The sequence below is a fragment of the Kribbella catacumbae DSM 19601 genome (assembly GCF_000372465.1).
Lineage (GTDB): Bacteria > Actinomycetota > Actinomycetes > Propionibacteriales > Kribbellaceae > Kribbella > Kribbella catacumbae.
This window is the reverse complement of the sequence record NZ_AQUZ01000009.1, coordinates 62,198-76,150: the sequence shown is the minus strand read 5'-3', so window position 1 is coordinate 76,150 and position 13,953 is coordinate 62,198. Positions and strand designations below refer to the sequence as shown.

Here is a 13,953-nt window from a genome sequence, read left to right as displayed (position 1 = left end):
AGAAGCTGGGTAATCCATTACCCGGAAGGTTAGGGTTCGGTCAGTGAAGGGAGGACGATGCCGACGATCAGCGATGTGGCGGACCGGGCCGGGGTGTCGACGGCGACCGTGTCGCGGGCGCTGAATGGCAAGTCCACGGTCGATCCGGACCTGGTCGCGCGGGTCCGGAAGGCCGCCGAGGAGCTCGGCTACCAGCCCAACGGACCGGCCCGGAACCTGCGCCGTCAGGAGGCCGCCGTCATCGCGCTGATCATCTCCGACGTCGAGAACCCTTTCTTCACGGCGATCGCGCGCGGTGTCGAGGATGTCGCGCACGAGGTCGGCTACTCGGTCGTGCTCTGCAACTCCGACGAGAACGCCGACAAGGAGAACCGCTACATCGACATCGCGATCCAGGAGCGGGTGGCCGGCGTCATCCTGTCCCCCACCGGTACGACGACCAGCGTCGAGAAGCTGACGAAGCGCGGAACGGCCTTCGTGGCGGTCGATCGACCGCTGCCGGGGCAGGAGAGTGATGTCGTGCTCGTCGACACCAGACTCGCCGCCAGGCAAGCGACCGCGCACTTGATAGACCAGGGCTATCAACGGATCGGGTGTATCACCGGCCCATCAGGAGTCCGTACTGCGGACGACAGGCTCGCCGGGTACCGCGACGCGCTGAAGGCGGCCCGCCGACGGAGTACGACGAAGCTGGTACGGCGTACTGAGTACAAGGCGGCGGGGGCGCATCGGGCGGCCCAGGACTTGCTCGACCAGCCAGAGCCGCCGGATGCACTACTGGTGGCGAACAGCGCGATGGCGGTAGGTGTGCTTCAGGCGTTACAGGAGCACGGGATCCGGCCGGGCAAAGCGGTCGGCCTGGTCGCCTTCGATGACGCGCCGTGGGCCGCGCTGGTGGACCCGCCGCTGACGGTCGTGGCACAACCGGCGTACGAGATCGGTACCGTCGCCGCAAGGTTGCTATTGGCAAGGATCGCGGACAACACCCGGCCACCGACAGCCACCACCCTCGGCGCCCGCCTGATCAAACGAGGCAGCTCCCAACGGTAAACCCCACCCACCCGACTCCTACGTCGCCGCTCCCCACCCCCCAACTCCTGGGCTCCTCACTCGCCCCTCCGCTGCCTTGCCCTGGAGCAGGTCACGCAGAAGACGCCTACAGCCACGGCCGGCCTCAAGGGGTCGTTCGGCGCGTTCACTCTCAGAAATCAGCTGGGATGCGTTTGACACGACGTCAGCCACGGCTCGCCGACCTGTCATCACATCCAGCCAGCCCCTCCGCCTTTGGCCAAGGCAGCGGAGGGGCGACGGAGGAGCCCAGTAGCTGGGGGGTGGGGAGCAGCGTGGGTGGGGTTAGCGCGTGGGCGGGTCAGCCGGTGGGGTTCTCCTCGGCGTAGATGCTGGCGGCGTTTTCCTTGTCGATCAGGCGGGTCTTCAGGGTCTGGGTCTTCTCGATGGTGCCGCAGTCGACCAGGATCTTCTTGGCGGCGGCGATGGCTTCCTTGCCGTTGGTCGGGTAGGTGAAGGTGGCGCTGAGGCGGCCTTGTTCCACTGCCTTGATGCCGCCCGACGGGATCGGCAACGCGTCGATGCCGATGAACTTCATCTCCTTCTCGCGACCGACCGCCTTCGCGGCCAGGTAGGCGCCTTCGGCCATCGGGTCGTTGTGGGCGTAGACGAGATCGATCTTCGGGTTCGCCTTCAGCAGCGCGTCCATCTGCGCCTGGCCCTTCTCCCGCAGCCAGTCGCCGCTGGCGTCGGCGACGATCTTGAGCTTCGGGTTCGCCTTGATCGCGTCGATGAAGCCCTGGTGCCGCTCGGCCTGGGGCGTCGCGCCGGCCAGGCCCTTCAACTCCACCACGTTGCCACCCTGCGGCAGCAGCTTCTCCGCGACGTACTTGCCCGCCTCGGTGCCGATCTCAACGTTGTCGCCGCCGATGAAGCCGGTGTACGCGTCACCCTCGACCTTGCGGTCCAGCACGAGCACCGGGATGCCCTTGTCGAAGGCCTTCTTCACCACCGCGGTCAGCGGCTTGGCCTCGTTCGGGCTGATGATCAGCAGGTCGATCTGCTGGGTGATGTAGTTCTCCACGTCCGCGACCTGCTTGGCGTTGTCCTGCGCGGCATCGGCGAACTTCACCTCGAACTGCGACACCTCCTTGGCCGCCGCCTTGATGTCGTCGTCCATCCGTTGCCGATACGGCTCGGCGACGTTCGCCTGACTCATCCCGATCGTGTACTTGCCGTCGGCCCCCTTGCACTCCTTGGAGTTGCCGGCCTGTGGCTGGTCGGAAGTCCGTTCACTGGTGGTCCCACAGCCGGCCAGGACCAGCGCTGCAACGGCCGCGGTGGCCAGGGGTGCCTTGAGATTTCGCATGACGAGCCTTTCAGGAAGCGGGACGGAGTCGTTGCAGCGCGGCCGCGGCGACGATCACGAGTCCCTTGATCAGCAGCTGGATGTTCGATTCGATGTTGTTCAGGGCAAGGATGTTGTTCAGTACTCCGAGCAGCAGCGCGCCGGCCACCGTTCCGGCGACGGAGCCGCGGCCGCCGGCCAGGCTGGTGCCGCCGATCACCACGGCGGCGATCGCGTCGAGCTCGTAGCCGATTCCGTCGTTCGGGCTGCCCTGGTTGAGCTGGACGGCATGCACGATGCCGGCCAGCGCGGCGAGCAGCCCGCAGATCGCGAAGACGGCGATCTTCACCCGGATCACCGGTACGCCGGACAGCCGGGCGGCCTTCTCGTTGCCGCCGACCGCGTACAGATGCCGGGAGAACGCGCTGACCCGGAGGAAGACGACGGCGGCGATCGCGACCACCGCGAAGATCAGTACCGGGATCGGGACGAGTCCGCCGAAGGTCCGTTCGCCGAGGATCGCGAACGAGTTGGGCGCCTCGTTCGGACCGTTGCCGTAGGCAATCGCCACGCCTTGGCCGTCGGACCAGATTCTGGCCAGGCCGCGGGCTATCTGTAAGCCGGCAAGCGTGACGATGAACGACTGGATGCCGATCATCGCGGTCGCCATCCCCTGCAGGGCACCGAAGACGAGTCCGATCGCTAGTACCAGAACGACGGACGGCAGGAAACCCCAGTCGCTCTCGACCATCAGCACGGCCGAGCCGACCGCCGCCAGGCCGAGTACGGCGCCGACGGACAGGTCGATGCCGCCGATCAGGATCACGAACGTCATACCGACCGCGATGATGCCGATCTCGGACACCGCCCGAACGACGTTGGCGAGGTTGTCGGCGCTGACGAACAGGATCTCGCCGTCCCGTCGCGGCGAGAAGATGATCGCCGCGATGAACACGGCAAGCAATCCAAAAACACTTTGGAACCGGAAGAGCGTCGCCACCACACCGCCCGACTTCTCCGCGACCGCCGTCGGCGCTGACACAGCCTTGTCCTGCACGTCCGTCATTGGGCTCCTCCGGCGTCTTCGAACACAGCGCTTTCTCCCATCGCGGCGGCGAGCAGGTCGCCTTCGGCCGAGTCCGCGGTACTGAACGACGCCACGTCGCGACCGTCGCGTAGTACGACGACTCGGTCGCAGACGCCGACCAGTTCGGGGAGTTCCGACGACGCCAGCAGTACGCCGATGCCTTGGCCTGCCAGCTCTCCGAGCAGGCGGTAGATCTCTGCCTTGGCGCCGACATCGACACCCCGGGTCGGTTCGTCGAGCAGCAGCAAATGCGGCTCGGTCAGCAACATCCGCCCGAACACGACCTTCTGCTGGTTGCCGCCCGACAGCGTGCCGACCTCGTCCTGCAACCGCCCGAACTTCAACCGCAGCCGATCCGCCATCCGCACCGACGCGGACCGTTCCATCCGCCGAGCGATCACCCCCAGCCGCCCGTACGCCGGAAGGCTGGACACCACCGTGTTCGCGAGGATCGAGTGGAACAGCACCAATCCCGACGTACGCCGATCCTCGGGCACGAACCCGATCCCGTGCCGCAACGCATGACGCGGTCCACGTGGCTGGATCTGCTGACCCTGCAACACGATCCGCCCGGATCGCGTGCCACCCGGCGCAACGCCGTACAGGGTCTCGAGCAGCTCGGTCCGTCCGGAGCCCAGCAGGCCGGCCAGTCCGACGATCTCGCCGGCGCGGACCGTGAGCGAGATCCCAGCCGGGTCGCGCCGGCCGGGACGTGGACGGCGTGGGGTGAGAGCGAGATTCTCGACCCGGAGCAGCTCGTCACCGGTGGCCGCGTCCGGCGTGGTGAACATCGTCTGCACGGGCCGTCCGACCATCGCCTCGACCACCTCGGCGGTGCTCAGCGTCCGTGGGTCGAAGCTCGCCACGTTCTGGCCGTTGCGCAGGACCGACGCGCGATCGGCGACCTGGGCGATCTCCTCCATCCGGTGCGAGATGTAGACGATCCCGACGCCGCCGCGGCGCAGTTCGCGGATCACCACGAACAGCCGCTCGACCTCCGACGTGGTCAGCGCGGAGGTCGGCTCGTCCATGATCAGCACCCGCGCGTCGAGGGAGATCGCCTTGGCGATCGTGACGAGCTGCTGTTCGCCGATCCGGAGTTCACCGACCGGGCGACGGGGGTCGAGATCGACACCGCTGCGTTCGAGCAGCGCTCGCGCCTCGCGTTCCATCCGGCGCCGGTCGACCGTACGCAGCCGGGTGCGGAGCTCGCGGCCGAGGAAGATGTTGTCGGCGACCGGCAGGCCAGGCACCAGGTCGAGCTCCTGGTGGATCATCGCGATCCCGGCGGCCTGCGCGTCGGTCGGTCCGCTGAAGGAGACCGGCGAGCCGTTGATCTCGATCTGCCCGGCGTAGCCGGTGACGTCTCCGGACAGGATCTTCATCAGCGTGCTCTTACCGGCGCCGTTCTCGCCGAGCAACGCGTGCACCTCACCCGCACCGAGGGTGAAGTCGACGTCGCGGCAGGCCTGTACGCCGCCGTAGCGCTTGCCGATCCGCGACATCCGGACCAGGGCGGCGGCCTGGGGCATGACACCTCCGCGATCGGGTGAGTAATCGATTTCCCGGACGCTAGACCTGCGCCGCGCGCACCGTCAACCCCTCACCGAGATTAGGTCACCAGGGACGCACGACGGCACCCTTTCCACAGTGGTGGAAAGGGTGCCGTCGCAAGCCGTTTACTCGCCGTACAGTGGCGGGTCCACGCCCGGGTCCGAGGTGGTCCGGTGGTAGACCGACCGTGCGTCGAACTCTCCGCCGGTGACCTTGCCGAGGCCCTGAATCACGGTCGACGGCCCGTTCGCGTGGCCGATGGCGTACAGGTAGGCCACCTGGAGGTCGTTGTCGATGGCGAGCAGCAACGTGCCGGCTTTACCGCAGCGGGTGGCGATCAACTGCTCGAATCCCTGCCAGGTGGAGGCACGGACCTTCTTCACCACCGGCTTTAGCGGTGACGTCAGCGGCACGCGGATCGTGTAGAGCGCCCCGCCACGGGTGATCGCCAGGAAGGTGTCGTACGTCGCCGTCTGGCTGATCAATGTCATCGTCTTGACCGCCGCGAACCCTATGGCGGCCTTCCTGTCCATCCAGATGCCGTTCCGGATCGTCCAGCGGTAGAGCGTGCCTTCCCTGCTCAGGCCGTAGTGCGTCAGCCGGACCTTCGTGCTGCCGGGCACGGCGTACTCCGAGTTCACGAAGGCGTTGTAGTCCCAGCCGCCACCGACAGGCGACAACACCAGCGAGTCAGGAACGAGCTTTCCATCCGAGCCGAGAGTCCAGCGGCTGTGGTACATCGTCGAGTCGAGCACCAGATAGCCATCGTTTTCGACGGTCTGGGTGACCGTCGGCACGGAGGTGAAGGATCCGCTGAGCCTCACGAACCCCTGGGGGTAGACGCGGGGCACTTCTGTCCCAGCCGTGCGGGTCGGCGGAATGGCATTGACCGTGAAGCCGGCCACCCATCCATTCCGCTCCACCTCCCCGACTCGCTGCTGGCAACTCGCCTTGGCATTCGCGGTGCTGGTCGGTGCGTTGGTGGTGGCGTTCGCCGGACCCGCCACCATGCTGCCGGTCAAGAGCGCGGCGCCCAGAAGGGCCGCACCTCCTCGTGAACTCGTCATCGCAAGAACCTCCGAGAGCTGGTCGGGTCGCTACCAGCCTTGATGCAGCAGTTCGGCGGAAAGTTGCTACTCCTCGAGCCAGGCGCGAACTGACTCGTCGTGTTCACCGAGGCGCGGCGGCGGCAGGTTGGTTTCGCGCGCACCGGCGTACGGGTTGTCGTCGAAGCGGAGCGGTGGGCCGGGGAGCTGGATGCGGCCGAGGGTCGGGTGGTCGACGTCGATCAGGAGGCCCTGCGACCGCGTCTGCTCCCAGTCGTAGACCTGCTGGAAGTCACGCACCTTGCCCGCCGGGATCCCCGCCTCCTCGAGCCGGCGCAACCACTCGTCGGCCGGCTCGGCACTGAACGCGGCCTCGATCGCCGTGGTCAGCTCGTCACGATGCGCCACCCGTACTGCGTTCGCCGCGAACCGCTCGTCCGCCGGGTCCAGCCCGACGATCGGCGCGAACGTCCGCCACTGCCCTTCGCTGCCGACGGCGACCTGGACGATGTCGTCCTTGGTGCGATACATCCCGTACGGCGCGATCTGCGCGTGATGGTTGCCCACCCGCTCGGGCATCTCCCCAGCGACGGTCCACTTGGTGCCGTGGAACGCGTGGACGCCGACCACCGACGCCAGCAGACTCGTCCGGACCACGCGCCCCTTGCCCGTGACGCTCCGCTCGTGGAGCGCGGCGAGCACCCCGTAGGCGCCGTACATGCCGGCCAGCAGATCCGCGATCGGTACGCCGGTCTTGGTCGGCTCGACCGCGCCGGTGATGCTCATCAGCCCGCCCTCGCCCTGAGCGATCTGGTCGTACCCCGCGCGCCCACCCTCCGGCCCGTCATGCCCGAAGCCGGTGATCGACAAAATCACCAGCCCTGGGTTGAGCTCATGCAACCGCTCGACGGAGAACCCCAGCCGATCCAGTACGCCGGGCCGGAAGTTCTCCAGCAGCACGTCGGCCTTGCACACCAGCTTGCTCAGAAACTCCTTACCCTCTTCGGACTTCAGATCCGCCGTCACGGACTCCTTGTTCCGGTTGGCCGACAGAAAATACGTCGACTCCCCCTCGACGAACGGCGGCCCCCACCCCCGGCTGTCATCCCCACCCACCGGCGTCTCGACCTTGATCACCCGCGCCCCCAGATCCCCCAGCATCATCGCCGCATGCGGCCCAGCCAGCGCCCGGGTCAGATCCACGACCACGACATCAGAAAGAAGGTTCTGCACCCCGCCACCCTAGTGGGCTGATCAGAGCCCAGCAGTGTCCTTGACTGTGAGGTTGTACGTCGCCTGAACGGAGAAGTCACCACTGCTTCCCTTGATGACGAGCTGGTGCCGCCCGGCGGGAGGCGGACCGGCGGTGAACCAGATCCCGCATCTACTGGCGGGTTTATGGCTACGCCGTGCACAAAGTCGCGGCCGCTTTGGGTAGGGCCCGGGGGGCGACTTTGGGCACGAGGTGGGCATGGATCGCGGTGGCCGATTCGCTCACGCGTGCACGAAGTGGGGGCGGCCGCGCGACGGCTCGGGGAACGCGAGCGAGTCCGGGTTGGGGCTGGGTATCGCGTCCGTGGGACGGAGGCGCCTCCGGGACTAGGGAGCTTGGGCGAAGGGAGTCGTGATGTTCAGCGTGCGGTCGTCGCGTCGGGCCGGACCGCCGCCACTCACAAACCCCAACTGATCGCACCCGGCCAAGCGTGCACAGGCGTGCTCCCGGGCGGAAACGAGAGGTTTGTGAGTGGCGGAGGTCCGGGCCTGCCGCCCAACACCACGAACTCCGGCTGTAGTACTTGGCGTAGCCTGCGAATCAAGGGGCATCGGGAGGAGGGGGTTGTGATGGCGTTCACCGGAACTGGGAGTAAGGACGACCCGTGGGTGTTGAGTACGCCGCCCGGCGGGTCGCAGTACGAGGTGTATCGGGATGAGGACGCGGCGGAGTTGGTGTGTCGGGTGGGGAGCACCAAGTTGAGTTATCAGCTGCGGTGTATCGACGACCTGCACGGGATGCTCACGGCGCATGGCGACTGGATGGTGCTGGGGAACGCGGATGAGCAGAAGCCCGCGGCGCCCGGGACGGTTGAGGCGTGGGCGCGGGCGGAGGACAACCCGGTTGGTGGGTGGTACGGCGTGAAGAAGGGTTTTCGCGGGCGGTTCGCGAACTACGTTCCGCCGGTGCTGGAGGCGCTCGGGGTGGCCGAGGTCGAGCACAACGCTCGGAACAACAGGATGCGTGCGCTCTAGCGGACCTTGCGTACCAGGGAGGCCAGCCGTTGGGTTACGTCGCGGGGGCGTTCTTGCATCAGCATGTGGCCGGCGCCTGGGTACATCCAGAGGCGGGCGGAGGGAGCGAGGTGCGCTAGGCGGTTCCCGTGGCGAGGACCGATCAGGCGGTCGCGGGTGCCGTGCATGATCTCGAGCGGGATCGCGTCGAGCACCTTCAGCGCGTGCTCCCGGTCATGCAGCGTGAGAGCCTCGAAGAAGCCGGCGAATGAGCGGCCCGGTGTCGCGGCCAGGTCTGCCATCAGGATGTCCACCTCGGCCGGGTCCGCCTGCTTCCCGAACACCAGTTGCCGCACCGCAGGCCGGCGTACCCGAATCGATGCCCCCTGCAACCAAGCAGCCCGTACTGCGCGTCGCTCCATCCGCTGACCAGCAAGGTTCATCGCGCGAGGAGCCAGCAGCGATGCCGGCCCGTCGAGTCGCGCGGGCAATCCGAACGCCCGCGAGGTCAGCTGACCCGACGAGGTGGAGACCAGAGCGGCCGCCGCGATCCGCGACCCGATCAGCTCCGGCCGCTGCTCGGCCAGCGCCATCAAGGTCATCCCGCCCATCGAGTGCCCGGCGTACACCACCGGCCCATCCCCGACGACCTCGTCGAGCACGGCAGCCAGATCGTCCGCCAACTGCTCGATCCGCGTAGTACCAGCCGGCGCCGCCGACGAACGCCCGTGCCCGCGATGGTCGTAAGCCACCACCCGTACTGCGTCCGCCCCCAACACCCGAGGCAACCCGGCGAGCTGGTGATGCCAGCTCCGCGTCGAGCAAGTCCAGCCATGCGCAAGCACCACCGTCACCGGCGCATCCTGCGAACCGGTTGTCTCGACATGCAGCCGCACCCCGTCGGCAGTAACCACCCCGGACCGCTCAGCCCGCATCGCCACATCTCCCCCGGATCGCTCAGCCTGTTGCGTCATAGCTTCCCCAGTCTGTCCGTCCACTCGCCCAACCCACCCTTGCGGCGTTGCTGGTTGGTCCGCAACCTGACCAGCCTGTCGGCCACCGACGGTAGATGCCGCGCGACCGCGACTCCCACCCCGGTCGACCGAGTGGATGCCCGATTCCGCGGCGGGCGCGCAGAAGCAGCCACGTCGACGATCGTCCCAACCACCTGCGCCACCGTCTCGGCCGGCAAGAACAACCCAAGATCAACCCCACGAGCAAGCGACGCATCATGGATCGGCGTCGGCACATACCCCGGATAGATCACGCTCACGTCGATCGCCCGGCCATTCTCGATCCGCAACGCATCCGCATAAGTGTCGATCGCCCGCTTGGACACCAAGTACGACGCGGCGAGCGGCAGCGTCACATACGCGAGCCCGGAGGACACGAAGATCACCCGCCCACGCGCGGCCCGCAGTACGGGCATGGCAGCGGCCGTGACGCCCCAGCCAGCAAAGAGATTCACCTCGATCACCTTGCGGGCAACGGCATCCGGCGCCTCCCCTGCGAGAGCCGGTACGCCGATGCCCGCGTTGTTGATCAGCACGTCCAGCCCGCCGAGCCGCTCGACCGCCTCGTCGACGGCACCCGGGATCTGCTCCGCCTGCGTCAGGTCGCACTCGATGACGCCTTCACTCTTCTGCAGATCGAGCCCGATCACCTCGGCACCACGAGACCGCAGTTGCTCGACGGTCGCCGTACCGAAGGCTCCGGCAGCACCCGTGACGAGCGCCTTCTTGCCCCGCAGATCCCACGCTCGCCGCTTCCGTAGACCGGCGCGCCCGGTCATGCAGTTTCCCTTTCCAACTTGGAGCCTTCCAGGTGAGCCGCACGAAGCCGACCACCGCGCGCACCGCGACCGACCAGCCAGGCGATCCCGAGGATCTCCAGCGACCCGACCACGGCGAGCAGTGCGTACCCGCCGTTCCACATCCAGCGCGGTACGTCGGTCCGCTCCTCGCGCCGCAGTACCTGCTGCTCGCTGATGAACTCGACCGTCTGCCCGTTGCCGACCTGGACAGCCGGCTTCTCGATCGCCAGGTCTTCCGGCGCATAGACCCACATCGCGACCATGTCTCGCGGCCCTTGATGCAGCCTGACCATCGACTTCCACTTGCCAAACATCGGCAGCGGATCCGTCGACCGATAGGTGCCATCAGCAACCTTCTGCATCGCGTGCGTCATCTGCCCGCCACCCTGCCAGGCCAGCGCCTCAAACCAGCGCGCTCCATCGGCCGCGTCAGCAGGCTGCAGCTTCACCGTCACGTACGCCGTCGGCTGCGCCCCGGTCGCCACCGGCTCCAGCGACACCGTTGCCGTCACCCCCGGATCAGCCGACCGCGGTACACAGAAGAAGAGCGCCGCCAGTACTACGACCAGCCCGATCGCGCCGAGCTGATGCGTCCGGCGTACCGATGGGGTGTCGCGCACCTCGCCCGCCACCTCGGCGTACCGGGTGGCAAGCCAGGCACCGACCAGCCCAGCCCCGAGGCCGGTGACCACGCCGAAGCCGAGCGCCGACGGAAGCATCGAGGCCGGCCAGTGGATCGGCATCCACACCTGGCTCCATCCGTACTCCGCGGCCACGCCGACCGTGCCGATCAGCGCGCCGGAGACGAGCCCCAGCCGGAAGCGGTTCTTGTTGCCCAGAGCAAGTGCCGTCAACTCGACCAGCGCCGCCTCGACGATCAGCAGCGGGAAGTGGCCGAGGATCTCGCCGAGCGGCTGGTCTACCGCCCAGGCGATACCGCCGCGGATCACCAGGTAGACAGCGAGCGCGCCGAACGTCGTACCGGGTCCGCGCCGCGACCGCAGCAAAGTGAAGGCGAGTGCCGACCCGAAGACGATCAGGATCGGCTGCAGGATCAAGGGAAACTGCGGTACGCCGTAGTTGAACTCGGTGCTGAACAGGTCCCAGGCGATCAGCAATGCGCCGACGGCAACGATCTCCTGGAGGCGCCGGCGCAGGTTGATGCCGACCAGTTGCTCGACCTCGGCCGAGGCGAGCAGCCGGGCGAAGATCGACAGCACGACGCCGCCGATCATCAGCAGATGCGTCGGACCCCACAGCGTGACATCCTCGCCGAACAGCCGGTGCCAGACGTCGTCCAGTGGGAAGCCGACCAGCGCGAACGTGCCGCACACCGTCACCAGCGCCGCGCTGCACGGGATCCGCCAGCCCTTGGTCAGCTTGATCGTCCGGGCCGGCAACGGCTTGCGGGCCAGCGCGATCGGCAAGACGCCGGACACGATCACGCCCAGGATGCCGAAGAAGATCGGGTAGTGCGCCGGCGTACCGAACGGGCCGGTGTCGCGGCCGCTGTCGATGTGCACGGCGATGTCCCACCAGACCCCGAACGCGCAGGCGAGCAGCGAGACGGCGTGCAGGTACGGCGTCAGCGCGGCCCATCGGGGGACTCCGTCCAGTCTCCCGATGGTGTCCGCGAGGCGCCCTACCAGCGTCGCCCGTCCGGTGCGTTCCCGCCACAGCAGTACGGCGAGTGCGAAATAGAGCACCGAGACGAGCCCGGTGACGATCACGATCTGGTCGAACGTCGCGGTTCCGGTCGAGGCCGCCAAGGGGACGGTCATTCGGCACTCCTTCGGTTCGTACTGCGCGTCGGACACCAAGCATGCGCCATGGATGATGTTACATAAGATATGTAACGTGTAGTCTGGAACACTGTCAAGGGTGGGAGGACAGATGCCGGCCGAGTCGGCCCCGGAAGAGTTCACGGTCGACCAGCTCGCCGCCAAGGTGGGCATGACGGTGCGCAACGTCCGCGCGTACGCCGGCCGCGGGCTGATCCCGCCACCCCGCCTGGCCGGCCGGACCGGGTACTACGGTGCCGACCACGTGGCGCGACTCACACTCGTCCGCGAGCTGCTCGACAAGGGCTACACGCTGGCGGCGGTCGAGCGGATGATGAGCGAGCTCCCAGACGGCGCTCTCGCGCTGGGCGTGTTCGAGACGCTGGTCAGCCCCTGGACGCCGACCGAGCCCGAGGTGATCACCGAGCAGCAGCTGGCCGAGCGAGCGGGCATCCCGCACAACCCGGACACCATCACCCGGCTGGTCGAGCTGGGTATCGCCGAACGCCAGGACGACGGCCGGCTCCGGATCCCGAACCCGGATCTGCTCCGCACCGGCCTCGAGGTGATCAAGCTCGGCGTCCCGCTGGACGCGATCTTCGAGATGCTGCCCAAACTCTTCAACCACGCCGACGCGGTCGCCAAGATCTACGTCGAGTTGTTCCGCAGTACCGTCTGGCGCGAGTTCGCCGACGCGGGCCTGCCGGCTGACCGCTGGCCGGAGATCCAGCGCACGCTGGAGAACATCATTCCGCTGGCCGGGCAGGCTCTGGTGGCCGCCTTCCGCGAGTCGATGGGCCGCGAGATCGAGGTCGTCGCCTACGAGGAGCTCGGCCTCGACCCCGACGCGCTGCCCTCGACCGGCTGAGCCAGGTGCGCCTTGACGCCCTGCAGGAAGAAGTCCAGGCCTAGCGAGAACTGATCGCCCGAGTCCCCCACCGGTTCCGCGGCGACGGCGGCCATGGTCCATCGGGCCGTGGTCTCGAAGACCTTGCGGGCAACGGGTTCCGGGACACCAAGGTTGACCAGGGCAACGAGTTGCGCGCGGATCAGCGCCGCCCGCGATCCATCGCCCTCATCCCGGTACGGCGTCGCCTTGGCCTGGATCAGGCGGGCCAGGCCGGGGTGCCCGGCATAGAACTCACGCAGGCGATGGGCACCCGTCGTCGTCACCGCGATCCAGTCGTCGAGCGTCTCGACCCGTTGATAGGCCAGTCGCTCGGCCCCGAACGAGTCGAACGCGTTGCGGGCGACCAGTTCCAGCAACTCGTCCTTGTTCCGGACGTGGTGGTAGAGCGTCGGCGCCCGGACCTCCAGCCGCTCGGCGACCGAGCGCATGGTCAGCCCCTCGACCCCGCGCTCGGAGATCGCCGCCAGCGCCGCCTCGACGATCGCGGCGACGGAGATTCCCACGGCCGCGTGCGACGACGCGTCGCGCCTCATATTTCCCTCGCTTCTGGTCGTCTACTCCCGTTAGATTACTGTCTAACAGCATTAGACAGGAGACCGCCGGTGACACTGCATCCCAGCTATCCGATCAAGACCGACCGCCTCGACCTCCGGCCGCACCGGATGGACGATCTGGACGACCTGCTCGCGTTCCACTCCGACCCTGAAGTGGTGCGATACGTGCCGTGGCCGGTCCGGGACCGCGAACAGACCCGCGCGGCACTGGAGGTCAAACTCGGCCAGGGGGCCCTGACCGAGCCCGGCCAGTGGCTCGTACTGGCGATAGAACTGCGCGAGACCGGCACCGTGATCGGCGAGGTCCTCCTCAAGTGGGAAAGCGACACGAGCCGCCAAGGCGAGCTCGGCTTCGCACTGCACAACGGCTACCACGGCCGCGGCCTGGCCGCGGAGGCCGCGGGCGCAGTACTCCGCCTGGGGTTCGAAGACCTCGGGCTGCACCGCATCTGCGGCAACGTGATCAACGGCAACACCGCCTCGACCAAGCTTCTCGAGCGCCTGGGGATGCGCCAGGAAGGCCACCTGATCGAGAACATCTTCTTCAAAGGCAAGTGGTGCGACGAACTCGTCTACGCCGTTCGCGCCCAGGATTGGCGTCCGCTTTAGGCTCGGGCTGCGCTGAC

General features: G+C 67.6%; 13 protein-coding genes. 4 read left to right on the top strand and 9 right to left on the bottom strand.

What is annotated here, in order from left to right:
• Positions 1-57: 57 nt before the first annotated feature.
• On the top strand, positions 58-1,050 hold the full coding sequence (locus tag A3ES_RS0112150) for a LacI family DNA-binding transcriptional regulator (protein ID WP_020387087.1): 993 nt from the start codon (positions 58-60) through the stop codon (positions 1,048-1,050).
• A 319-nt stretch (positions 1,051-1,369) separates the two neighbouring features.
• Here A3ES_RS0112150 and A3ES_RS0112145 read toward each other — a convergent pair whose 3' ends face one another.
• From A3ES_RS0112145 to A3ES_RS0112125, 5 genes are all read right to left on the bottom strand, one after another.
• Positions 1,370-2,377 (bottom strand): substrate-binding domain-containing protein, encoded by a 1,008-nt coding sequence (locus tag A3ES_RS0112145; RefSeq protein WP_020387086.1) that lies wholly within the window; start codon positions 2,375-2,377, stop codon positions 1,370-1,372.
• Between the two features lie 10 nt (positions 2,378-2,387).
• Positions 2,388-3,422: an ABC transporter permease gene (locus A3ES_RS0112140; protein ID WP_020387085.1), complete on the bottom strand. Its 1,035-nt coding sequence runs from the start codon at positions 3,420-3,422 to the stop codon at positions 2,388-2,390.
• On the bottom strand, positions 3,419-4,975 hold the full coding sequence (locus A3ES_RS0112135; protein ID WP_020387084.1) for a sugar ABC transporter ATP-binding protein: 1,557 nt from the start codon (positions 4,973-4,975) through the stop codon (positions 3,419-3,421). Before A3ES_RS0112135 ends, A3ES_RS0112140 begins: the two co-directional genes overlap by 4 nt.
• A gap of 147 nt (positions 4,976-5,122) precedes the next feature.
• Complete coding sequence (locus A3ES_RS0112130; protein WP_157630474.1) at positions 5,123-6,064, bottom strand: hypothetical protein; 942 nt, start codon at positions 6,062-6,064, stop codon at positions 5,123-5,125.
• Between the two features lie 66 nt (positions 6,065-6,130).
• The gene (locus A3ES_RS0112125) at positions 6,131-7,276 is read right to left on the bottom strand and encodes a CaiB/BaiF CoA transferase family protein (RefSeq protein ID WP_026162799.1); all 1,146 of its coding nucleotides are present in this window, start codon (positions 7,274-7,276) and stop codon (positions 6,131-6,133) included.
• Between the two features lie 609 nt (positions 7,277-7,885).
• Here A3ES_RS0112125 and A3ES_RS0112120 point away from each other — a divergent pair.
• Entirely contained in the window at positions 7,886-8,290 is a 405-nt protein-coding gene (locus A3ES_RS0112120; RefSeq protein ID WP_040454568.1) for a DUF6855 family protein, read from the top strand.
• Here A3ES_RS0112120 and A3ES_RS0112115 read toward each other — a convergent pair.
• From A3ES_RS0112115 to A3ES_RS0112105, 3 genes are read right to left on the bottom strand one after another with little or no spacing between them, the layout of a single operon-like run.
• Positions 8,287-9,204, bottom strand: a complete 918-nt coding sequence (locus A3ES_RS0112115) for an alpha/beta fold hydrolase (protein WP_020387080.1) — start codon at positions 9,202-9,204, stop codon at positions 8,287-8,289. The genes A3ES_RS0112120 and A3ES_RS0112115 overlap by 4 nt on opposite strands.
• A 35-nt stretch (positions 9,205-9,239) precedes the next feature.
• Entirely contained in the window at positions 9,240-10,061 is an 822-nt protein-coding gene (locus tag A3ES_RS0112110; RefSeq protein WP_020387079.1) for an SDR family NAD(P)-dependent oxidoreductase, read from the bottom strand.
• Positions 10,058-11,863, bottom strand: coding sequence for a hypothetical protein (locus A3ES_RS0112105; RefSeq protein ID WP_020387078.1), 1,806 nt, complete (start codon positions 11,861-11,863; stop codon positions 10,058-10,060). The genes A3ES_RS0112110 and A3ES_RS0112105 overlap by 4 nt, the downstream gene beginning before the upstream one ends.
• A gap of 112 nt (positions 11,864-11,975) precedes the next feature.
• Between A3ES_RS0112105 and A3ES_RS0112100 the strand changes: the two genes are divergently transcribed.
• Positions 11,976-12,731 carry a MerR family transcriptional regulator gene (locus tag A3ES_RS0112100; RefSeq protein WP_020387077.1) on the top strand — a complete coding sequence of 252 codons (756 nt, stop codon included), beginning with the start codon at positions 11,976-11,978 and terminating at the stop codon, positions 12,729-12,731.
• On the opposite strand, the gene A3ES_RS0112095 is transcribed toward A3ES_RS0112100, so the two are convergent.
• Positions 12,683-13,306, bottom strand: a complete 624-nt coding sequence (locus A3ES_RS0112095; RefSeq protein WP_157630473.1) for a TetR/AcrR family transcriptional regulator — start codon at positions 13,304-13,306, stop codon at positions 12,683-12,685. The genes A3ES_RS0112100 and A3ES_RS0112095 overlap by 49 nt on opposite strands.
• Before the next feature lie 69 nt (positions 13,307-13,375).
• Between A3ES_RS0112095 and A3ES_RS0112090 the strand changes: the two genes are divergently transcribed.
• Complete coding sequence (locus A3ES_RS0112090) at positions 13,376-13,936, top strand: GNAT family N-acetyltransferase (protein ID WP_020387075.1); 561 nt, start codon at positions 13,376-13,378, stop codon at positions 13,934-13,936.
• Positions 13,937-13,953 lie beyond the last annotated feature (17 nt).